This is a genomic window from Mucilaginibacter psychrotolerans (assembly GCF_004519315.1).
GTDB lineage: Bacteria > Bacteroidota > Bacteroidia > Sphingobacteriales > Sphingobacteriaceae > Mucilaginibacter > Mucilaginibacter psychrotolerans.
In genome coordinates this window covers 17,269-39,712 of the sequence record NZ_SOZE01000040.1, presented here as the reverse complement: position 1 = coordinate 39,712, position 22,444 = coordinate 17,269, and the positions used below count along the sequence as shown (strand labels likewise).

Annotated in this window: 22 protein-coding genes; 18 read left to right on the top strand and 4 right to left on the bottom strand. The window is 45.3% G+C overall.

Going from position 1 to position 22,444, the window contains the following annotated elements:
• Positions 1-41 precede the first annotated feature (41 nt).
• Positions 42-3,083: a translation initiation factor IF-2 gene (gene infB, locus E2R66_RS24780; RefSeq protein ID WP_133235952.1), complete on the top strand. Its 3,042-nt coding sequence runs from the start codon at positions 42-44 to the stop codon at positions 3,081-3,083.
• A gap of 233 nt (positions 3,084-3,316) precedes the next feature.
• Here the strand turns inward: infB and E2R66_RS24775 are convergent, their stop codons facing one another.
• The 4 genes from E2R66_RS24775 to metK form a co-directional block, all read right to left on the bottom strand.
• Positions 3,317-4,048 carry a lysophospholipid acyltransferase family protein gene (locus tag E2R66_RS24775; RefSeq protein WP_133235953.1) on the bottom strand — a complete coding sequence of 244 codons (732 nt, stop codon included), beginning with the start codon at positions 4,046-4,048 and terminating at the stop codon, positions 3,317-3,319.
• A 47-nt stretch (positions 4,049-4,095) separates the two neighbouring features.
• A complete protein-coding gene (locus tag E2R66_RS24770) occupies positions 4,096-4,656 on the bottom strand; it encodes an NUDIX domain-containing protein (protein ID WP_133235955.1) in 561 nt (186 codons plus the stop codon).
• Positions 4,657-4,697: 41 nt separating this feature from the next.
• Positions 4,698-5,633, bottom strand: coding sequence for an EamA family transporter (locus E2R66_RS24765; protein WP_133235957.1), 936 nt, complete (start codon positions 5,631-5,633; stop codon positions 4,698-4,700).
• Positions 5,634-5,751: 118 nt separating this feature from the next.
• Positions 5,752-7,002, bottom strand: coding sequence for a methionine adenosyltransferase (metK, locus tag E2R66_RS24760; RefSeq protein ID WP_133235959.1), 1,251 nt, complete (start codon positions 7,000-7,002; stop codon positions 5,752-5,754).
• Positions 7,003-7,213: 211 nt separating this feature from the next.
• Between metK and E2R66_RS24755 the strand changes: the two genes are divergently transcribed.
• From E2R66_RS24755 to nuoH, 17 genes are all read left to right on the top strand, one after another.
• Positions 7,214-8,104 carry a diacylglycerol/lipid kinase family protein gene (locus E2R66_RS24755; protein ID WP_133235961.1) on the top strand — a complete coding sequence of 297 codons (891 nt, stop codon included), beginning with the start codon at positions 7,214-7,216 and terminating at the stop codon, positions 8,102-8,104.
• 4 nt (positions 8,105-8,108) lie between these two features.
• Complete coding sequence (locus E2R66_RS24750) at positions 8,109-8,444, top strand: translation initiation factor (RefSeq protein ID WP_133235963.1); 336 nt, start codon at positions 8,109-8,111, stop codon at positions 8,442-8,444.
• A gap of 567 nt (positions 8,445-9,011) precedes the next feature.
• Positions 9,012-9,854 carry a MotA/TolQ/ExbB proton channel family protein gene (locus tag E2R66_RS24745; protein WP_133235965.1) on the top strand — a complete coding sequence of 281 codons (843 nt, stop codon included), beginning with the start codon at positions 9,012-9,014 and terminating at the stop codon, positions 9,852-9,854.
• Positions 9,855-9,942: 88 nt separating this feature from the next.
• Entirely contained in the window at positions 9,943-10,560 is a 618-nt protein-coding gene (locus tag E2R66_RS24740) for an ExbD/TolR family protein (RefSeq protein ID WP_133235967.1), read from the top strand.
• Between the two features lie 4 nt (positions 10,561-10,564).
• Entirely contained in the window at positions 10,565-11,098 is a 534-nt protein-coding gene (locus E2R66_RS24735; protein ID WP_133235969.1) for an ExbD/TolR family protein, read from the top strand.
• A 23-nt stretch (positions 11,099-11,121) separates the two neighbouring features.
• Entirely contained in the window at positions 11,122-11,949 is an 828-nt protein-coding gene (locus E2R66_RS24730; protein ID WP_133235971.1) for an energy transducer TonB, read from the top strand.
• A gap of 227 nt (positions 11,950-12,176) precedes the next feature.
• On the top strand, positions 12,177-13,097 hold the full coding sequence (locus tag E2R66_RS24720) for a PstS family phosphate ABC transporter substrate-binding protein (protein ID WP_133235975.1): 921 nt from the start codon (positions 12,177-12,179) through the stop codon (positions 13,095-13,097).
• Positions 13,098-13,128: 31 nt separating this feature from the next.
• Positions 13,129-14,838 carry a tetratricopeptide repeat protein gene (locus E2R66_RS24715; RefSeq protein WP_133235977.1) on the top strand — a complete coding sequence of 570 codons (1,710 nt, stop codon included), beginning with the start codon at positions 13,129-13,131 and terminating at the stop codon, positions 14,836-14,838.
• A 77-nt stretch (positions 14,839-14,915) separates the two neighbouring features.
• Complete coding sequence (locus E2R66_RS24710; protein WP_133235979.1) at positions 14,916-15,287, top strand: NADH-quinone oxidoreductase subunit A; 372 nt, start codon at positions 14,916-14,918, stop codon at positions 15,285-15,287.
• A 114-nt stretch (positions 15,288-15,401) separates the two neighbouring features.
• The gene (locus E2R66_RS24705) at positions 15,402-15,944 is read left to right on the top strand and encodes an NADH-quinone oxidoreductase subunit B (protein ID WP_133235981.1); all 543 of its coding nucleotides are present in this window, start codon (positions 15,402-15,404) and stop codon (positions 15,942-15,944) included.
• The gene (locus E2R66_RS24700) at positions 15,944-16,447 is read left to right on the top strand and encodes an NADH-quinone oxidoreductase subunit C (RefSeq protein ID WP_133235983.1); all 504 of its coding nucleotides are present in this window, start codon (positions 15,944-15,946) and stop codon (positions 16,445-16,447) included. The genes E2R66_RS24705 and E2R66_RS24700 overlap by 1 nt, the downstream gene beginning before the upstream one ends.
• Positions 16,447-17,658 (top strand): NADH-quinone oxidoreductase subunit D, encoded by a 1,212-nt coding sequence (locus tag E2R66_RS24695; RefSeq protein WP_192902009.1) that lies wholly within the window; start codon positions 16,447-16,449, stop codon positions 17,656-17,658. The genes E2R66_RS24700 and E2R66_RS24695 overlap by 1 nt, the downstream gene beginning before the upstream one ends.
• Positions 17,651-18,175, top strand: a complete 525-nt coding sequence (locus E2R66_RS24690) for an NADH-quinone oxidoreductase subunit NuoE family protein (RefSeq protein WP_133235987.1) — start codon at positions 17,651-17,653, stop codon at positions 18,173-18,175. The genes E2R66_RS24695 and E2R66_RS24690 overlap by 8 nt, the downstream gene beginning before the upstream one ends.
• A gap of 187 nt (positions 18,176-18,362) precedes the next feature.
• Positions 18,363-19,718, top strand: a complete 1,356-nt coding sequence (gene nuoF, locus E2R66_RS24685) for an NADH-quinone oxidoreductase subunit NuoF (RefSeq protein ID WP_133235989.1) — start codon at positions 18,363-18,365, stop codon at positions 19,716-19,718.
• A 46-nt stretch (positions 19,719-19,764) separates the two neighbouring features.
• Complete coding sequence (locus E2R66_RS24680) at positions 19,765-20,370, top strand: Uma2 family endonuclease (protein WP_133235991.1); 606 nt, start codon at positions 19,765-19,767, stop codon at positions 20,368-20,370.
• Positions 20,371-20,404: 34 nt separating this feature from the next.
• Positions 20,405-21,403, top strand: a complete 999-nt coding sequence (locus tag E2R66_RS24675; RefSeq protein WP_133235993.1) for a 2Fe-2S iron-sulfur cluster-binding protein — start codon at positions 20,405-20,407, stop codon at positions 21,401-21,403.
• A complete protein-coding gene (gene nuoH, locus E2R66_RS24670) occupies positions 21,403-22,431 on the top strand; it encodes an NADH-quinone oxidoreductase subunit NuoH (protein WP_133235995.1) in 1,029 nt (342 codons plus the stop codon). The genes E2R66_RS24675 and nuoH overlap by 1 nt, the downstream gene beginning before the upstream one ends.
• Positions 22,432-22,444: the final 13 nt, after the last annotated feature.

Genomic DNA, 22,444 nt, shown 5'->3' with positions numbered 1-22,444 from the left:
ATCGTATTTTTGCGATAATTAGAGCAGAGAAATAATAATAAATGTCAGAAGACAAATCAATAAAATTAATAAAGGCAGTAAAAGAACTGAACATCGGTATGGGTACCCTTGTCGATTTCTTAGCTACTAAAGGCTACAAGGTGGATAAGCACCCTATGGCCAAGCTGGATAACGACATGTACACTACCTTGTTGAAGGAATTTGCAGTCGACAAAATTATTAAGGAAGAGGCCAAGCAGATCAGCATCGGCAAAATCAGGAAAGAAGAGCCAACTGCGGCTCCCGAAAGACCTGTGGAAAGCCGTCGTTCGAGAGATTTCGACAACGAGGAGATACTGATCAAAAATACCGGGCATTTTTCTTCGCCGCAGGCCGAGAAGCCAAAACCTGCCGAACCGGTACAGCCAAAGCCCGAAGACCGCAGCACCACAGGCTTGCCTGGGGTTACGGTAGTGGGCAAAATTGACCTGAACAACCTGGGTGCCAAGCCGGTAGTAGAAGCGCCAAAAGCGCCCGAGCCGCCGAAAGCACCCGAACCTGTTGCAGAGGCACCTAAGCCGGCAGTTGTTGTTGAGGTACCAAAGCCTGTTGTTGAGGTACCAAAACCTGTAGTTGAGGCGCCAAAAGCACCCGAACCAGTTGCAGAGGCACCTAAGCCGGCAGCCGTAGTTGTTGAGGCACCAAAACCGGTAGTTGAGGCACCAAAAGCACCTGAACCAGTTGCAGAGGCACCTAAGCCAGTAGCACCGGTTGCACCTGCGCCGGCTCCTGTAGTTGCAGAGCCTGAACCAACAGCAGCAGCACCCGCAGAAGAAGGCGATGATGTTATCCGCGCAAGCGCCGAGCGCCTTAGCGGGCCAAAAATTATTGGCAAAATACAACTGCCTGTAAACAACACGCCTAAGCGTGGCGGGCCGGTGGCTTCGTCATCAAACGCGGCGGGTAACGCAGCAGATCACAAACGCAAACGTAAACGTAAAGATGCACAAGGCGGCGGTGGCAACAATACAGGGCAACAGGCACCGCCAAGCGGGCCTATTAACCCTAATCGCCCCGATTTCCGTAACCGGCCAACAGCTCCTCCGGGAGGCGGGCCAGGCAACCGTCCCGATTTTAGGGGTGGGGGTAACCGCAATGCGCCACCAAGCACCGGGCCTAAGGAAGAACCAACAGAAAAAGATATACAAGACCAGATCAAGGCTACACTTGCTCGTTTGAGCGGGGCCGGTAAATCGGGTAAATTCGCGCAGCGCGCCAAATTCCGCCGCCAAAAACGCGATGATGTTGCTGCAAGTGCCGAAGAACTGGCAATGGAGCAGGATGCACAATCTAAAGTATTGAGAGTTACTGAGTTTGTTACGGCAAATGAGTTAGCTATCATGATGGATGTATCCGTTACACAAATTATCTCTACTTGTATGAGTTTGGGGATGTTTGTATCCATCAACCAGCGTTTGGATGCCGAAACTTTAAGCATAGTTGCTGATGAGTTTGGTTTCCAGGTAGAGTTTGTAAAACCACAGGACGAAGAAGCGAACTTAGATACGCCAGACGAGCCGGATCAGTTGGTGCCACGTGCGCCTATTGTAACCATCATGGGCCACGTTGACCACGGTAAAACATCATTGCTCGATTTTATCCGCAAAACAAATGTAATCGGTGGTGAAGCGGGTGGTATAACCCAGCACATTGGTGCTTACGAGGTAACCTTGCCCGATGATAAAAAGATCACCTTCCTGGATACACCGGGCCACGAGGCGTTTACCGCCATGCGTGCCAGGGGTGCGCAGGTAACGGATATCGTTATCATTGTGATAGCGGCAGACGATAGTGTGATGCCGCAAACGCGCGAGGCTATAAACCACGCGCAGGCTGCAGGTGCACCAATCATCTTCGCGTTCAATAAGATCGACAGGCCGGGTGCCAACTCAGACAAAATCCGTGAGCAGTTATCGGCCATGAATATACTGGTAGAAGAATGGGGCGGTAAATACCAAACCCAGGAAATATCTGCCAAAACAGGCTTAAATATTGAGCTCTTGTTAGAGAAAGTGTTGCTTGAAGCAGAATTGCTTGAGCTTAAAGCCAACCCTAACAAACGTGCCGTGGGTACTGTAATAGAATCGGCCCTGGATAAAGGCCGTGGTATTGTTACTACTGTATTGGTACAGGCCGGTCGCCTAAAAGTGGGCGACCCGATACTGGCCGGTTGCTACAGCGGACGTGTAAAAGCATTAACCAACGAGCGTGGCCAACGTGTAACTTCGGCAGGTCCTTCTACCCCGGTACAGGTATTGGGTATGCAGGGCGCACCAACCGCGGGCGACAGGTTCAACTCGCTGGAAAGTGAAGTGGAAGCACGCGAAATTGCCAACAAGCGTTTACAATTACAACGCGAACAGGGCTTACGTACGCAGAAACACATCACCCTTGATGAAATTGGCCGCCGTTTGGCAGTTGGTAACTTTAAAGAACTTAACATTATTGTTAAGGGCGATGTGGATGGTTCTATCGAGGCACTGTCAGATTCGTTACTGAAACTATCTACCGAGCAGATACAGGTGAACATCATCTCTAAGGCAGTTGGGCAGATATCAGAAAGCGACGTATTGCTGGCATCTGCATCAGATGCAATCATCATCGGTTTCCAGGTACGTCCTTCGGGAAGTGCGCGTAAACTGGCCGAGGCAGAGCAGATCGATATCCGCTTGTACTCCATCATCTACGATGCTATCAACGAGATTAAGGCAGCTATGGAAGGCATGCTTGCGCCAACCTTCGAAGAGAAGATTGTTGCGAACGTGGAGATCCGCGATGTGTTCAAGATCAGCAAGGTTGGTACCATTGCGGGTTGTATGGTGTTGGATGGTAAGATCACCCGTAACAGCAAGATCCGTATCATCCGTGATGGAGTGGTAGTACACACCGGCGAACTGGCTTCGTTGAAACGTTTCAAAGACGATGTGAAGGAAGTTTTAACCGGCTACGAGTGTGGTTTGAACATCAACAACTACAACAACATCGAAGTAGGCGATATAGTAGAAGCATACGAAAACGTAGAAGTGAAGCGCAAACTGGCTTAAACGATTTTGTTTAGATAACTGAAAGGGATGGCCAAAAGCTATCCCTTTTTTGATTGTAAAAATCCATCGTATTCCAGATTACTGAACGGTAGTAGAGCAGTGAAAAAACTGCATTTGAAAATTGGATTTTCCTGGAAATTTATAGCGGAAACCGGAGCGATTTTTTGGAAGAAGCCGTTTTTCTTGGGCCGAAAACCAGGTATTTTGACAAAGCAGCCGCTGCTCCAAACCTACTAATCAACCACCGCTCTTATTCTCTCTTCTATTTGTTTTACCAGTTCGTCTACTGGCGTTTTACCGGGTTCTATGGGTTCCAGTACCGTCCAGCTCATAGGGGTGAAGGTGTTAAGCGGGTACAGGCCGTAGCGGCGCATCTTCCACGAATCTTTGATGGCAACAGGTACCAGTAAGGCATCGGGGCACTTCTTCAACAGCGCAGCCACACCTGCCGACTGGAAGGTTTTCACCTTGCCATCCTTAGAGCGCGTACCTTCCGGGAATATCATCGCGCTCCACTTGTTCTCCTTCATCCGGATACCGAATTTTACCAGCTCAGTAATGGATTGGCGTGCGTCTTTCCTGTCGATATTGGCACCGCCGCCAACTTTAAGGTTGTAGGATATAGAGGGGATGCCTTTGGTTAACTCCACTTTGGATATAAACTTGGCATGGTACTTCCGCAGGAAGTAAATCATCGGCGGAATATCAAAATCGCTTTGGTGGTTGGCTATAAAAATGATAGAACGACTAAGCGGCAGGTTTTGCTTATTGGTAAATTTAACCGGGTTGAACAAAATATAGTAGGTGCCAACCAAAAAGAAGTTGAGGATATCAACTGAGCGCTTGTGTACTTTGTAGCCGCCCCAGTTATAACACATCCATTGTATGGGCTGGAAGATAACCAGCATCAGCAAAAATGCAATAGTAGCAAGCGGGGACAAGAAATAGCCTAAAAACTTTTTCATTAACGCCTCAAAGGTATATTTTTTTGAGAAAATGATAAAGCTTTGGCTTATAATCTGTTCTCTAATTGCATCAGCTTTATTTTAAGCACAGCGCCCACGGTTACAGAATCGGTTATTTCGCCGACGTTTACCATGCGGTAAACCTCATCAAAAGGCACTTTGTTTACCAGTAATTGTTCGGTGTCTTCGGGTTCAGCCTCGTGCTGCTCCAGCCCGCGGGCCAGGTAAATAATGCTCAGCTCATCGCTTACCGAATTGGAGAGGTGCATCTGCAGTATCTCGGTCCACTCGCTGGCTTTGAGGCCGGTTTCTTCCAGCAATTCTCGCTTGGCCGATTCTAATGGGTCTGTGCCCTCAGGGCCGCCGCCCTCGGGTATTTCCCAGCAATACTGGTTCAGTACAAAACGGTATTGCCCTACCAGGTAGGTGTTCATATCTGCATCCAGCGGGATAACGCCTATAGCAACGTTCTTGAAATGCACCTTACCATAAATGCCCGGATTGCCCGATGGGTTGAGTACCTGATATTCGGTAACGTTTATCCAGGGGTTATCATAAACGTTTTGTTCTCCGGTAATCTTCCAGGGGTTTTCGGTGGGGTATTGCATAGTATCGGTATTATGGGTGTTAATGGCGCCTAAATTAAGTATTATAAAACTTCCTGCGTCTTATTCCGCTTTAAATACCCCGGCACATTCACCAGTAGTATCCCAGCTAATATAATAAACAGGCTTAAAAGCTGGGCGGTGTTCACCTCTTCGTGAATAAACAGCCAGCCTAAAAACACGGCCACCACCGGGTTTACATAAGTATGCGTGCTTATTATTGCGGGTGGCTTGATGCTGAGTAGCCACACAAAAGATTGATAGGCGATGAGCGAACCCATTACGATAAGGAATAGTAAACCTCCCCAGGCTTCGCCCTTCACTTTATTGAACGAAAATCCAATTTGCTCGCTTTTGCAAAACGCTACTACCGCAGCTGCAACGCCCGCCGCCAATAATTGCACACTGGCATTCATTACGGTAGAGCTTTTTCCCTCACTACCCTTTACAATGAGCGAGCCGATTATCCATAACAAAGCACCAAATAATATGGCCACCGATGCTACAATGGCCATTGGTGAGGGGTGTATTTGAGCAACGCCCAGTTTCATAAACAAAAAGATGCCTATAAAGCCGATGATAAGCCCGCTAACGATGAATTTGTTAGAGAAGTATTCCGTCCAGCGTTTACGGTCAATCACCAAAAGCATCAAAGGCTCGGTGGCCACCAATATAGCCGCCTGTCCCGAACTGATGTATTGCTCGGCCCAGGCTATAACGCCGGTACCGCCTACCAGCATCAGCGTACCGGCCAAAGCATGGCGCAGTAGCGCTCTTCTTTCGGGTAAGTTTTCTCCTTTTATTTTGCACCATACAAGCAACAGTAACCCCGCAGTAAGGTATCGCAGGCTAATTAAAATAAACGGCGGGAAACTCTGCAAGCCGTATATCACTGCAAGATAGGTAGAACCCCACACCACATAGATGTTAAAGAAGGCGAAGGCCACTAACAGCGGCGATATAGCTTTTTTAGTTTTCATATCGGTTAACGCATTCGGTATATGTCCTTTTTAAAAGCATGTAATACCAAATAAAAGGCCAAAAAAAAAGCGGCTGAAAATTTCGGCCGCTTTTGTTGATTTTAATTTATTAGGGGAATTATAATCCAAATTCGGCTTTTACCTTGTCTACGTAATCCAGCTTTTCCCAGGTAAACAGTTCCACTTCGCGCTCCAGCTTGCTGCCATCATGTGCGTTGAATGTTTTGGTAACGGTGATGCTTGGCTTGCCAAAGTGGCCATAAGCTGCAGTTTCGCTATAGATAGGGTTGCGTAGTTTAAAGCGGGTTTCGATAGCGTAAGGCGTCATATCGAAAACTGATTCTACTTTTTTAGCAATCTCGCCATCGTTTAAACCAACTTTGGCAGTATTGTAAGTGTTTACGTAAATACCCATTGGCTGAGCCACGCCAATAGCGTATGATACCTGTACCAATACCTCGGTGCAAACGCCGGCCGCAACCAGGTTTTTAGCAATATGGCGGGTGGCGTAAGCTGCAGAGCGGTCAACCTTAGATGGGTCTTTACCGCTGAATGCGCCACCACCGTGTGCGCCTTTACCGCCGTAAGTATCAACGATAATTTTACGGCCGGTTAAGCCGGTATCGCCATGTGGGCCGCCGATAACGAATTTACCGGTAGGGTTGATATGGTATTTGATATCGCTGTTGAAGAAGTGGGCGTATTTAGGGTATTTTGCTTTTACGCGTGGTATCAAAATGCTGATGATATCGTCGCTTATCTTTTTCAGCATGGTGGCCTCTTCGTCAAAATCGTCGTGCTGGGTAGATATTACGATGGCATCTATACGTTGCGGAGTGTTATCGTCGGCATACTCTAAAGTAACCTGCGATTTTGCATCCGGGCGGAGATATTTGATTTCACTGTTTTCGCGGCGAATGGCGGCAAGCTCAATTAATAAAGCGTGCGCGATATCCAATGCCAGCGGCATGTAATTATCTGTTTCGGCAGTTGCATAGCCAAACATCATTCCCTGATCGCCTGCGCCTTGCTCTTCCGGGGCTTTGCGCTCAACACCCTGGTTAATATCAGGTGATTGCTCGTGTATGGCCGAAAGCACACCGCAAGAACTGCCATCGAACATGTATTCGCCTTTGGTGTAACCAATTTTGTTGATTACCTCGCGGGCTATCTTTTGTACGTCTAAATAAGCCTTAGATTTTACCTCGCCGGCCAAAATTACCTGCCCGGTGGTTACCAGTGTTTCGCAGGCAACCTTCGATTGTGGGTCGAACGCTAAGAAATTATCGATTAAAGCGTCGGATATTTGATCGGCAACTTTGTCCGGGTGCCCTTCTGATACAGATTCTGAAGTGAATAAATATGGCATGTTTTTATTTGAAATAACGTTAAAGCCGAAAGTATGGATTTATTTGAAACTTGTAAAAAGAGAAGCAGGAATTAGCACTTTTTTACGTGGTTGCAACATGTGTGGGGCAGGCCCGCACCATCAAATCAGTCCACTTACGCGGGGCAAAAATAAAACAATTTTTCACAAAGCCGAAAATACATTTACTTTTGCCGCTTGTAAAGCTATATAGTTGAAAAGGAAAGCGTTATTTATCATAAACCCGGTATCGGGAGGGAAGAGGAAAGATGGGGTGCCGGAGCTGATCAAAAAGTACCTCGACCATTCACTATTTGAGTATAAAACAATATTTAGTACCGGCGTAAAGCATGCGCGTGACGTTGCACGCGAGCAGGCAAAATATTACGATATTATAGTTGCCGTAGGTGGCGATGGCACGGTTAACGAAGTAGCCTCGGCAATTGCCGGCACCAATACGGTACTCGGTGTTATTCCTTATGGCTCGGGTAATGGGCTATCGCGCTTTTTAAGCGTACCCATGGATGCCGAAGGGGCCATAAAGGGCATTAACGCAGGCCGCGTAATTAACATAGATGCCGGTAAAATGAATGATAGGTGGTTTTTCAATATGGCCGGTATGGGGTTTGATGCCCACATTAGCCAGGTTTTTGCCAACGGTAGCACTAAACGGGGATTTATCGGCTACCTTAAATCGTCCATTCGCGAAATTTCGAGCTATAAAGCACAGCAATACCGTATAGATATAGATGGGGTAAAGTATCAGCGCGAAGCTTTTATGCTAAGTATAGCCAACTCGTCGCAATACGGTAACAATGCGCACATATCTCCTACAGCTTCGGTACAGGATGGCCTGCTTGATGTTTGTATTATCAAACCTTTCCCCTTATACCGTTTTCCCGAAATGGGCTTCCGCATGCTGTTCAAGGCATCCGAAAGCTCCAAATATGTAGAGATTATCAAAGGTAAGAATATCAGCATAACCCGGTCACAGCCCGGCCCTATCCATTTGGATGGTGAGCCGAGGGAAGCTGGCATAGATATAGCTATCAACGTGATGCCCGGCACATTGCAAATTATTGTTGGCGATAACTATAAAGGCTGATACAATGGCAAAGAAAAACTACACCGGCATCATGTACTCTACAGATCCTGATTTTAAATACCTGGAGGAGGGTAGCCACACGCAGGAAACCCTGCCGCCTCAGCAACAAAATCTCAAAATATTCCTCGATCGTATAAAAGGCAATAAGCTGGTAACCCGTGTAAGCGGCTTTGTAGGTACCTATGCCGATTTGGAAGCCATAGGCAAAAAGTTGAAAACCAAATGCGGCGTTGGAGGCTCTACCAAAGATGGTGAAGTGCTATTGCAGGGCGATTTTAGGGATAAGGTGCTCACCTTATTGCAGGCAGAGGGCTACAAAGCCAAAAAAGCCGGGGGATAATCGTAAAAACCAAACTAATTATTTATGGTAGATGCATCCCAGTGGGCAGCTAAGTTCATTTGATACGCAATTTGTTTCACCTTGTACAATGGCAACCATGCTCAGGACCACAATATTTATTATTTTAGTAGCATAGGTAATTGTAATACAGGGCATTTGTAAAGCAACTATCCTTATAGCTATATTCTGAAGTGCAGAAGGCGAAGCATTCATTGTTCTCCAATGCGTAAAAAAGACACACAGAACGGCAAGAACATAGCTGTAACCATTGCTTAGACGTTACTATATCAGCTTAGTTACACACTTTTTATGGCCTAAAGCTTGCTATTCACAAAAAAAATGGGTTTTATTGCAAAATATTATTTGACAAAAACACAATTTTACCGTGTAATAGCGTTATGTATTACCATTTTGCAAAACCGCTTCGCAACCTGTGTTAAATTATCATAAAGAATTACATAAAAAGTTTTTTTAATTCATTTAAATTCTATTTTTGTTAACCGCTTAACACGCACACATTTTTATTAACTTATATTACAAACAAAACGAAAACTAAAATCAAAAGTAATGGCAACTGCACCAACAAAACCAACTACCCCTGTTAAGAAAGAAAGCTCAAGTGCATCAGGCGCATTTGCAACTTTAACCATTCCAATTTGCATCGCTGTGGCCGTATGTATCTTCATCTTCATTTTGGGCGATGGAAGTCATTATAAAGGTGGCAACTCCGAAAACGAAGTGAACCCTGGCGATTATTTCGGTATCATCCACAAAGGTGGTGTTATCGTGCCTATCATTATGTCTTACCTGTTAATGGTTATCGTATTCTCTATCGAGAGGGCAATCGTTATCGGTAAAGCTTCTGGCACCGGCAACGTAGATGTATTCGTTAAAAAAATCACATCTTTATTAAACGCCGGCGACATCAAAGCTGCAAGCGCTGCCTGCGATGCTCAAAAAGGTTCGGTAGCAAACGTTATCAAATCGGGCTTAAAGAAATACAAAGAAATGGAAGAAGAGCCAAACCTGGACGTTGACCAGAAAACGCTTGCCATCCAAAAAGACATCGAAGAAGCAACTGCTTTAGAAATGCCAATGTTAGAGCAAAACCTTACCATCATTGCTACTCTGGTATCTATCGGTACATTAACCGGTTTGTTGGGTACAGTAATCGGTATGATCAAGGCCTTCGGTGCGTTAGCAGCTTCTGGTGCTCCAAACCAATCAGCGCTTTCTAACTCAATCTCTGAAGCACTTATCAACACTGCGTTAGGTATCGGTACTTCTGCTATCTCAATTGTAATGTACAACTTGTTTACTTCTAAGATAGATAAACTTACTTACGCTATCGACGAAACAGGCTTCAGCATTGTTCAAACATTCGCTGCATCGCATAAAAACAGCAGGTAATAAAATATTAGTGCTTGTTTCCATGTTATAACAAAATATAATTTGGAATTTATTTGAAATTGTAACACTTAATATTTAACTTTACACCATGCCAAGAGTAAAAGTCCAAAGAAAGAGCACTTCGATAGATATGACCGCCATGTGCGACGTAGCTTTCCTGTTGCTTACCTTCTTTATATTAACAGCAAAACCACGGACCGAGGATCCTGTGCCCGTTGATATACCGGCTGCTACCACCGAGATACCTATCCCGGATGATAACATGCTGATGTTGACTGTGGGCCAGGGCAAAGTGTTCTTCTCTGTAGATGGTAACGATATCCGTAAACAAACGCTTATACAAATGGGCGATAAATATGGCATTAAGTTCACACCGGAGCAACAGGAAAAATTTGCAGGATTGCCGATATTTGGCGTACCGCTAAAGCAATTGGGCGGTTTCCTGGACCTGGATGCAGAAGGAAGGAAAGCTTTCCAGCAGAGCGGTATCCCTCACGACACAACAGACAGTAATGAGCTGTCTGACTGGATTCGCGAAGCCCGCCGTGTAGACGTAAGTTTGTACAACAAAGCATTGCGCATTTCTATCAAAGGAGATAACAAAGAAGAATACCCAACCATCAAGAAATTGATCGGCGTTCTTCAGAAACAAGAAATAAACAAGTTCGCGCTGATCACAACGGTTAAAGCCGAAACAAAAAAATAAGACGATGGCAGAATTAGATACCTCCGGCGGAGGTAAACATAAAGGCGGGAAGGTTCGCAGTAAAAAAGCCTCTACACGCGTGGATTTAACCGCGATGGTGGATTTGGCTTTCCTGCTCATCACCTTCTTTATGCTTACCACAACGCTATCAAAACCAAAGGCGATGGATTTAGCCATGCCTGATAAGGACGAGAAAACAAAGGATCAATTGCCTGTAGCCGCTTCCCGCTCTATGACTTTATTGTTGGGTTCTAACGACAAAGTAGAGTGGTTTATTGGCGAGCCTGGCAAGTCCCAGCCAACTACCGAAGGTTTCGGAAAAGATGGCTTACGTAAAACCCTTTTGGAGAAAGGAAAAGAAATTCAACAAACCACAGGTAAGTACATGGTAGTACTTATCAAGCCAAGCGATAAGTCTACTTACAAGAATTTAGTAGACGTGCTTGACGAGATGAACATTACCGGCGTACAATCTTATGCTATTGTTGATATTCTCCCTGCAGAGCTCGAGCTGTTGAAAAGGGATAATAATTATTAATGGTAAACTAACGTAATAAGACAATGCTAGGATCAAAATTAGACATACTAAACCAGCAGTGGATAGACGTTGTTTTTAAAGGCCGTAACAAAGATTATGGAGCATACGATTTAAGGAGAACGAACCCTCGTAATACCAACAAGGCTCTTTTAATCGGCGTTGCGATATTTGTTTTTGCGATATCCTTTAAAACAATCCTCAATAAATTAGAGGGCTTTATCCCAAAGGCTGATGAAAAGGTGAAAATCACCGAGGTTGTGCTTCCGCCGCCACCGGTAGACGAAACCAAGAAACCACCTCCGCCGCCACCGGAACCACCAAAACCGAAGGTAGACCAGGTGCGTTTCCCTCCTCCGGTTGTAAAACCCGATAACGAGGTTCAGGAAAAGGAACCACCTACTCAGAAAGAGTTGGAAGTTGCCGATCCTGGTCAGAAAGATCAGAAAGGTGACCCCAATGCTGATATCAGGATTGAAGAACCAGTAGGTAATGCAGACGTAAAGCAAGTAGTTGAGGATAACCCTAACCAGATCTTCCAGGCGGTAGAGCAGCAACCTGCTTTCCCGGGCGGCGATGGCGGTTTTGGTAAATACTTAGGTAAAGCTATACATTACCCTGCTGTTGCCAGAGAGAATAACGTACAAGGTCGTGTAATTTTAACCTTCGTGGTTGAAAAAGACGGTTCGTTAACGGATATTAAGGTGCTGAGAGGTATCGGAAGCGGTTGTGACGAAGAAGCAGTACGCGCTTTGAAAGGTTCTCCTAAATGGAAACCAGGTATTCAGAACGGTCGTCCGGTTCGTGTACAATTCAGTGTACCAGTAGCTTTCTCGCTTTCTTCAGAAGAGTAATTTAATGTTACCTGACAATAACAAAGAGCAAAAATCGCCCAAAAGGCGGTTTTTGCTTATTTTAGGAGTTACTGCATTCACGGCACTTTGCGTGCTGGGATTGTTGTTGATATTTTTAGATAATTTCCCGCCAGGATTAGATGCTACGAAAAAGAAATTGTTTGGTGGGTTTGTGTTAGTGTATGCAGTGTTGCGTTTCTCGCGCTATTTAAAAAGAGGGCCCGATAATGAAGAGTAAGTATTTCCTTTTGTTGATAGGTGCACTGCTTATTTTAGTATTCCAGGGCTGTACGGAAAATAAAAAGGACAAAAAAGAAGTTATATTAGACGGCTTTACGTCGGGTACGCTCGCCTTTGCGGCCGACGAGTCTTTTTCGCCGATTGTAGGCGAAGAAGAGTATGTTTTCAGGGCCTTGTACCCGGAGGCGAAACCGGAAATCAAGTACGCTCCCGAAAGCGAAACGATCAACGCTTTGATAAACGACAAGGTTCGGGTGGCCATTATTTCGCGCGAACTGGACACAACAGAAGTTGGTATTTTGCGCAGGCGGGCATTACCCCCGGATGTAAATAAATTTGCCGTTGATGCCGTTGCATTGATTGTTAACCAGGCATCTAATGACACTTTAACATCGGTTAAAGAGGTGATAGGAATGCTTAACGGCAAGGCTAAAACCGATAAAAATATAGTTTTTGATAACCCTAACTCAAGTTTGGTAAGGTATTTGAAGCAAATATCGGGAAACAAGGATTTTACGAATAAGAATATATACGCGCTTAAATCTAATAAAGAGGTTATAAAGTATGTAAGTACCCACCCCAATGCTATTGGCATTACTGGCTTTGCTTGGTTAAATGATCCTGACAAAGACTATGCCGAGGATGTAAGTAAAGTGAAGATAGTAGGTGTCAGGGACGAAAGCAGTAAAACTGCGCCGAAACAGTACTTTAAACCATCGCAGACAACGCTCGTCCAACATACGTATCCATTGAGCAGATCGCTGTACATAGTTGATTGCACAGGTAGAAAGGGATTGGGAGCGGGCTTTGCATCGTTTTTGGCCAGCGAACGCGGACAAAGGATAATATTGAAATCGGGCTTACTACCCGAGTCAATCCCTTCAAGGGAAATAAATATAAAACACTAATACTGAATACTAATTAAGAAACTAAGATAAGATGAAAATGATCAGTAAAATAAGTAAACTAGTTTTAGCGCTGGCATTTGTGGGCTCTTCGGTTTTTGCGCAGAGTTTAGAGGATGCGAAGAAGGCCATCGATGCGGAGCAATATCAGAAAGCTAAAGGCATGCTTAAGAATTTAACCGTTACCCAGTCTACAAAAGACGAGAACTTCTTTTACCTGGGTTGGGTTTATATTTTGCAGGATTACACCGATTCTGCCAGGACCGTATTCAACAAAGGTATAGCGGTTAACCCTAAATCGGCCCTTAACTATACAGGTTTAGGCGTTGCTGCATTTGTTGACAAAGACAGAGCTACAGCAACAACCAACTTTAACCAGGCTATTGCTTTGGCAGGCAAAGCCAGCAAGCCATACGCTTATATAGGTAAAGGTTATTTGATGTCGCCTGTGAATGACAGGGTATCTCCTGCTGATGCTGATGCGGCTATTGCTATCCTGAATAAAGGAAAAGCATTAAACGCTAAAGACGTAGACGTGTTGTTAGCTCTGGGCGATGCATATCGTACGCAATCTAAAAACACCGAAGCATTGGGCAACTACCAGGCTGCTTTGGAGATAGATCCAAAGCTGGCCGCTGCAAAAGTAGCTACCGGCGTTATCTGGAAATTTGCTAATAACTTTGAGTCATCAGAAACTGAGTTTCAGGCCGCGTTAGCTATCGACCCTAACTACGGTCCGGCTTATCGTGAGTGGGCAGAAACCGATGTTCGTTGGGCTTTAACAGACCCTAAAGTGGCCTCTGTAAAAGTTAAGGAAGCTACTGAGCAGTACCGCAAATACCTGTCATTAACAGATCTTTCGGTAGAGTCGCGCTTACGTTATGCCGACTTCCTGGTTTACTCAGGGGATTGGAAGACCTTACAGACAGAAGCAGCTGAATTGGCTAAAGTATCTACTAATTTAAAAGTTCAGCGCTACTTGTTGTATTCATCGGTAGAGAACAAAGATTATCCTGCTGCATTGGCCGCCGGTAACACCTGGCTGCAGAAGGCCGACGCAAAACGTATTATCCCCCGCGATTACGTTTATCAGGGCCGTGCACAGATCGCTTCCGGCTTAGACTCTTTGGGTGTTTCGTCATTGCGTACCGCAGCCACTTTAGATACTACCCAGGCTGATGTTTACCAGGAAATAGGCAAATCGTTATATGGCAAAAAGAAATTCCTGGAAGCTGCTGAAGCTTACAAAACTTATATCGCAAAATCGCGTAAAACCACGCTGAACGATTACTTGTCTGAAGGCTTAAGCTATTATAAAGCCTATACCGATCAGTTCTTCAGTACAGCCAAGCCGAAACCGGTAGCAGATTCGACCCTGCTTATCAAGGCCGATACTGCGTTCAGTTACATACAGCATAAAGCTGCGTCGCCTTTGGCCATAGTTGCCTTGTACCAGGCGCGTGCGAACGATTTTAAAGAACCTACCGACAGGACCTTGTACAAAGGTTACGCTAAGCCTTACTATGAGCAGTACATACAATTGGTTACTGCCAAAGGGGTACAAGAGGGAGATAAATCTTTTATGGCGGAATCTTACGCTTACTTAGGTTACTACTATGAATTTAAGGAGAAAGACGATGCCAAGGCCGCCGAAAACTTCACCAAGGCCAAGGAGTATGACCCCGCTAATAAGGCAGCGGCAAACTACTTCCAAAGAAAAGCCCAGGGAGCAAAAGGTAAATAACACCTTCCCGTTAAAAATAATGAGGGCCCCTTGCAAAAGGGGCTTTTTTATTATCGGCTCATTTGTATATTTGCAGCATGGAATTACAAAGTTCACCCGGCGATTTTCTTCCGATTATATTCCAGATGCTGGTTGCGCTGGGTTTTGTGGTTACAACTATGTTTGTTACGCACAAAATAGGCCCCAAACGTGTTACTAAAGATAAGCTTACCCCCTTCGAATCGGGTATAGAGGTTGTGGGCAACGCCCGCAGCGCCGTTTCTATCAAATACTTTCTGGTCGCTATACTATTTGTGTTGTTTGATGTGGAGGTGATTTTTATGTATCCCTGGGCAGTAAATTTCCGCGACTTAGGTAAAGATGGGCTGATAGAGATGTTTATTTTTATGGCAACATTACTGGCTGGGTTTATCTACATTATTAAAAAAGGTGCTTTGGACTGGGATTAGTTTAGACTGATTCTAAATATATTGGCTCCCCTTTCTTCGTGTACTCGTTACAGCGTATTTTATTAAATTTGCACATCAGTTAAACTGTTGGGTTATTTTATTTGATAAAAATTCATGAGTGATATTCAAATAGTTGAGGCCCCCGCAGGGGTAGAAGGTTCGGGCTTTTTTGCCACATCGCTTGATAAAGCGATTGGTGTTGCCCGCGCAAACTCGTTATGGCCCTTGCCGTTCGCTACCTCTTGCTGCGGTATCGAATTTATGGCCACCATGGCTTCTACATACGATCTTAGCCGTTTCGGTGCCGAGCGTTTGAGCTTTTCGCCCCGCCAGGCAGATCTGTTGATGGTGATGGGTACCATATCAAAAAAAATGGGTCCGGTTTTACGCCAGGTGTATTTGCAAATGGCCGAACCTCGTTGGGTAATGGCCGTTGGCGCATGCGCATCAAGCGGTGGTATCTTCGATACCTATTCGGTTTTGCAGGGTATTGACGAAGTGATACCGGTAGACGTTTACGTGCCCGGCTGCCCTCCACGCCCCGAAGCAATAATAGATGGTTTTATGGCAATACAGGAATTGGTAAAAACTGAAACCGGCCGCCGTCGCCAGGAACCTAAATACCAGGAATTATTGGCTAAATACGGAATACAATAATGGGTAAAATAGCTAACGAAGTATTGTTGCAGGCATTGGGCGAGAAATTCCCTGGCCAGATTACCGAACTTAACCAGGACTACGGGCTTTTAACGGTAGAAACAGGTAGGGAGCAAATAAGCGATGTGCTTGCTTATCTCAAGAACGATCCGGAATTAAAGTTTATTTTCCTTACAGATATAACAGCTATCCATTATCCTGAGTTGGAGAAGGCAGTAGGTGTTATTTACCACTTGCATAGCTTAACAACCAATACACGTATTCGGGTAAAGGTTTTCCTTTCTGCCGACGATGTTCACATCCCAACGGCTACCACGCTATGGGAAGGCGCCAACTGGATGGAAAGAGAAACATATGATTTTTTTGGGGTGATATTTGACGGGCATCCCGACCTGAGGAGGATACTGAACGTGGACGACATGACGGTGTTCCCAATGAGAAAAGAGTTCCCGCTGGAAGATCCAAACCGTATTGATAAAAAAGATTACTTTTTTGGAAGATAATGCAGAACCATCCAGTATATACCGATAACGACCCGCAAACCGAGCATTCAACGCTCAACCTCGGCCCAACCCACCCCGCTACGCATGGTGTATTCCAGAATGTACTGGAGATGGATGGCGAGAGAATAGTTAGCGGCGTATCAACGATAGGCTACATACACCGCGCTTTCGAAAAGATTGCCGAGCATCGCCCTTTTTACCAGATAACCCCGCTTACCGATAGGCTTAATTACTGCTCGTCGCCCATTAACAACATGGGATGGCACATGACGGTAGAGAAGCTACTGGGTATCACCACGCCTAAGCGTGTTGATTATATGCGTATCATCATTATGGAGCTTGCCCGTATTGCAGACCATATCGTGTGCAACTCGATATTAGGTGTGGATACCGGCGCATTAACGGGCTTCACCTACATGATGCAGTATCGCGAAGCGATATATGAGGTTTACGAGGAAATTTGCGGCTCGCGCCTTACCACCAACATTGGCCGTATAGGCGGTTTCGAACGCAACTTCAATGATATTGCTTTCCGTAAGATAAGGAAAGTGCTGACAGATTTTAATTACGGCCTTAAAGAGTTTGAAAGCCTTTTTAACCGTAACCGTATTTTTGTGGATCGTACACGTGGTGTTGCTGCCGTTACGGCAGAGGATGCGCTGAGCTACAGCTGGAGCGGCCCTATATTGCGTGCAACAGGTGTTGATTATGATGTAAGGGCCATGGAGCCGTATTCATCATACGAAGATTTCGATTTCGAGGTACCCGTAGGTGATAATGGCGACGTTTACGCCCGCTTTTTGGTACGAAACGAAGAAATGTGGCAGAGTATGCGCTTAATAGAGCAGGCCCTTGTCAAAATAGAGAAAGAACCATCAGATATCTTCCACGCGGATGTTCCGGCTTTTTACCTGCCGCCAAAGGAAGAAGTTTACAATAACATGGAAGCGCTCATCTATCACTTTAAAATAGTGATGGGCGAAGTGGAAACCCCTACCGCCGAGGTTTACCACGCAGTAGAGGGTGCTAACGGAGAACTTGGTTTTTACCTGGTGAACGATGGAGGCCGCTCGCCATACCGTTTGCATTTCCGCAGGCCAAGTTTCATCAATTACCAGATGTATGCGCCAATGAGCCGCGGCATGCTGTTATCTGATGCCATTATTAACATGAGTAGTTTAAATGTAATAGCAGGAGAGTTAGATGCTTAGCGTACAAGATACCAATACGCCGGTTACATTTTCGCCGGAGCTTAAAGCGAAGTTTGCGGATGTAGTTAGCCGCTACCCTGCGGGCAAGCAAAAATCGGCCTTGCTGCCTATACTGCATTTGGTGCAGGCAGAATACGGCTGGGTAAGCGCACCTGCAATGGATAGCGTTGCCGAATATCTTTCTATTCAATCGATAGAAGTTTATGAGGTGGCATCGTTTTACACCATGTACTTTTTAAAGCCTCAAGGCAAGTACATGCTGGAAGTTTGCCGCACCGGCCCATGCGAAATTGTAGGCGCAACGCCTATAATGGAGCACATAGAAAAAACGCTTGGCGTAAAAGAGGGGGATGTTACAGCCGATGGCCTGTTTAGCTGGAGAGGCGTAGAATGCCTTGCAGCATGCGGTTATGGCCCGGTATTGCAAATTGGCCCCGAATATACCTTTTACGAAAACCTGACCACCGATTCGGTTGATAAACTGATTGGTGATTTAAAAGCCAAAGCCAATAACTAATGAGCGGAAGAAGCAGATTGATGAGTTGGGATGCCGCACTGCTAACAGGCATATTACTGTTTGTTTTTTTGCAGGTACCTGCGCAGTACAATCTGATCATCGGTTTGGTAACTGCGCTCATTCTGTCTAATTGTTTAAGAAATCATATAACCGCTTATAAACTAAACGGTAAAATATATTAATAGTAATGGCTCGTAAACTTTTACTTGAACATATTAACGTACCCGGCATCAACACTTTTGATGTGTACCGCTCAAAAGGCGGCTATGCAGCGGTGGAGAAAGCCCTGAAAACCCTCACGCCAGAAGAAATTGTGGAAGAGGTAAAAAAATCGGGCTTGCGTGGCCGTGGCGGTGCCGGTTTCCCTACCGGGATGAAGTGGAGCTTTTTGGCCAAGCCAGAGGGCGTTTCCCGTTACCTGGTTTGCAACGGCGACGAATCTGAACCCGGTACTTTTAAAGACCGTTTCCTGATGACGCACATCCCTCACTTGTTAATTGAGGGGATGATCGTATCCAGCTTTGCGCTGGGTGCAAATACATCGTACATATATCTGCGCGGCGAAATGATGCCGCAGATACGCATCCTGGAGAAAGCCATAGCCGAAGCAAAAGCGAAAGGCTTTTTAGGCAAGAATATATTGGGCACGGGTTACGACCTGGAGCTTTACGTACAGCCCGGTGGTGGCGCTTACATTTGTGGCGAAGAAACCGCACTGCTGGAATCGCTGGAAGGTAAACGTGGCAACCCCAGGATAAAGCCACCATTCCCGGCTATTGCGGGTTTGTATGGTTGCCCAACAGTAGTGAACAACGTAGAATCTATCGCAGCTGTAGTCCCCATCATTAACGATGGTGGCGAAGAGTATGCCAAAATAGGTATTGGCCGCAGCACTGGTACCAAACTCATATCAGCTGGTGGTAACCTGAAAAGGCCGGGTGTATACGAGATAGAACTTGGCTTATCAGCCGAAGAATTTGTTTACGGCGACGATTATTGCCGGGGCATAGCCAACGGCAAACGCCTTAAGGCAGTTGTGGCAGGCGGTTCATCGGTACCAATCCTTCCCGCTAATTTGTTTTTGAAGACGGTTAATAACGAGGCGCGCCTCATGAGCTATGAATCGTTATCTGATGGTGGTTTTGTGAGTGGTACTATGTTGGGCTCTGGCGGTTTTATTGCTTATGATGAGGACCAGTGCATCGTGCGCAATACCTGGAATTTCTCCAGGTTCTATCACCACGAAAGTTGCGGGCAATGCTCGCCATGCCGCGAAGGTACAGGCTGGATGGAGAAAGTTTTGCACCGGCTGGAATATGGTCATGGCAAACTGAGCGATATTGATCTGTTGGTAGATGTATCTAAAAAGATAGAAGGTAACACGATCTGTCCGCTTGGCGATGCAGCAGCCTGGCCGGTAGCCAGTGCAATACGCCACTTTAGGGATGAATTTGAGTGGCACGTAACAAACGCCCACGAAGCTACCACACGCAATTACGGGATAGCAAATTATGCCGACCCGTTGAATGCGGTTGTTGCGTAACGAATAAAAGTTGAGGTACCCGGGCTAATTTGAAGTATCTTTGGATATGCAAAGTATTGATGATTTAGATTTCTCGAAGACTTATACCTACGCAGATTATTACTCCTGGCGTTTTGAAGAACGACTGGAATTAATAAAGGGTAAGATTTTCAGGATGAGCCCTGCTCCGAATGGGAATCATCAGGTTGTAGCCGGGAATATTTTTGTTGAGTTACATAACTTCTTGAAGAATAAAAGCTGCAGGGTTTTTATAGCTCCTTTTGACGTTAGGCTTGTAAGAAACGAGAAAAGCGATAAGAAAGTTAAAACTGTAGTACAGCCAGACGTTTGCGTGATATGCGACCCGGCAAAAATGGCTGATACGCGAAGCTGTTTGGGAGCGCCGGACATTGTTGTAGAGGTTTTATCGCCTGGCAACAATAAGAAGGAGATAAAAATTAAATACGATCTGTACGAAGAATTTGGCGTAAAGGAGTATTGGGTAGTTTACCCTAACGAGCAATCGCTGATAAGATATATACTGAATAACGAAGGCAAATTTGTAACAGAAGGCAGGGCCTTAACTGTTGGCGATAAAATAGTAACGCCGGTTTTACCTGAGTTTGAATTGGCCATAGACGATGTGTTTGCTAATTTACTTGAACAACAATAAGGGAATTAAAATACCTGAATAAGGATATAGATAAATGAAGGTAACAATAGATAGTATATCCATTGAAGTAGAGCCGGGAACCACCATCCTGAACGCCGCAAGGATGATAGGTGGTGATATTGTTCCGCCTGCTATGTGCTATTATTCTAAGCTGGAAGGTAGTGGCGGTAAATGCCGTACCTGTTTGGTTAAGGTGAGCAAGGGTTCTGAAAAAGACCCGCGCCCTATGCCGAAACTTGTAGCCAGCTGTCGCACTACAGTGATGGATGGCATGGAGGTACAGAACATCTCCTCGCCAGAGGTAATTGAGGCGCGTAAAGGTGTTGTTGAAATGCTTTTGATAAATCACCCGCTTGATTGCCCCGTGTGCGACCAGGCCGGCGAATGCCACCTGCAGGATTTGGGTTATGAGCATGGTGCTGCCAAAACCCGTTACGAGTTTGACCGCCGTACGTTCGAGAGGATAGATATTGGCGATAAGATACAATTGCACATGACACGCTGCATACTATGCTACCGTTGCGTGTTCGTTGCCGATCAGATTACCGACCATCGTATCCACGGTATCCTTAACCGTGGCGACCATTCTGAAATTTCTACTTATATCACCGCAGCAGTAGACAACGATTTTAGCGGCAACGTAATAGATGTTTGTCCGGTAGGTGCATTAACAGATAAAACTTTCCGCTTTAAAAACCGTGTATGGTTTACCAAACCGGTAGAAGCACATCGCGATTGCGACCACGAAAAGTGCAATGGCAAAGTGACCCTTTGGTACAAAGGCGAAGATGTTATCCGAGTAACAGCACGTAAAGACGAATATGGAGAGGTAGAAGAATTTATATGCAATACCTGCCGTTTCGATAAAAAGAAAACAGCTGATTGGGTGATTGAAGGACCGCGAAAGGTGTCTAACAAATCGGTTATCAGTTCAAACCACTACGATACGCTAAAGCCATTACCGGTTGTAAAAACCAACCCGTTATTGCAGCAAGCCAATAAAGAACAATTTGAAAGGGAGACACGCTTATAATGGAAATAGCAGATATACTGATTAAGTTTGGGCTTATCATTGTCATATTCCTGATAAGCCTGGTGGTAGCGATGTATTCTACTTATGCTGAGCGTAAGGTAGCGGCCTTTTTTCAGGATAGGGTAGGCCCTAACCGCGCTGGTCCTTGGGGAATTTTACAACCCCTGGCAGATGGCGGCAAAATGTTTTTGAAAGAAGAAATCATCCCAACTAATGCTACACCTTTCTTGTTTATAGTTGGCCCATCGCTGGCTATTTTAACCGCTTGTATAGGCTCGGCGGTTATCCCGTGGGGGCAAAATATCGTTATCGCCGGCAAAACTATACCCTTGCAGGTTACAGATATCAATGTGGGTATACTGTATATTTTCGGTGTAGTATCATTAGGCGTTTATGGCGTAATGATAGGCGGCTGGGCTTCCAACAATAAATACTCGTTATTGGGCGCTATCCGTGCAGCATCGCAAAACATCAGCTACGAAATTTCAATGGGGCTTTCTATTATCGCCTTGTTATTAGTTACGCACACCTTAAGCCTTGGCGAGATTGCGCAACAGCAACATGGTTGGCATTGGAACGTGATTTATCAACCCGTGGGTTTTATCCTGTTCCTGATATGTGCTTTTGCAGAGACTAACCGTACCCCTTTCGATTTGCCCGAGTGCGAGACCGAACTTGTAGGTGGATATCATACCGAGTATTCTTCGATGAAATTAGGTTTTTACCTGTTTGCAGAATACATCAACATGTTTATCTCATCTGCAGTAATGGTAACTTTATACTGGGGCAGCTACAATTACCCGGGTATGGACTACATGAACGGCTTGCTGGGGCCAACGTGGGGACCGCTGTTGGGTTTCGCGGTGATGTTCTTTAAAGTATTACTGTTCATCTTCTTTTTTATGTGGGTACGCTGGACTATCCCTCGTTTCCGCTACGATCAATTGATGGACTTAGGTTGGAAGGTTTTGATACCTTTGGCAATTGCCAATATTGTGATTACGGCTTGTGTTATTACTTTTTTATAATTGAGGATTAGTT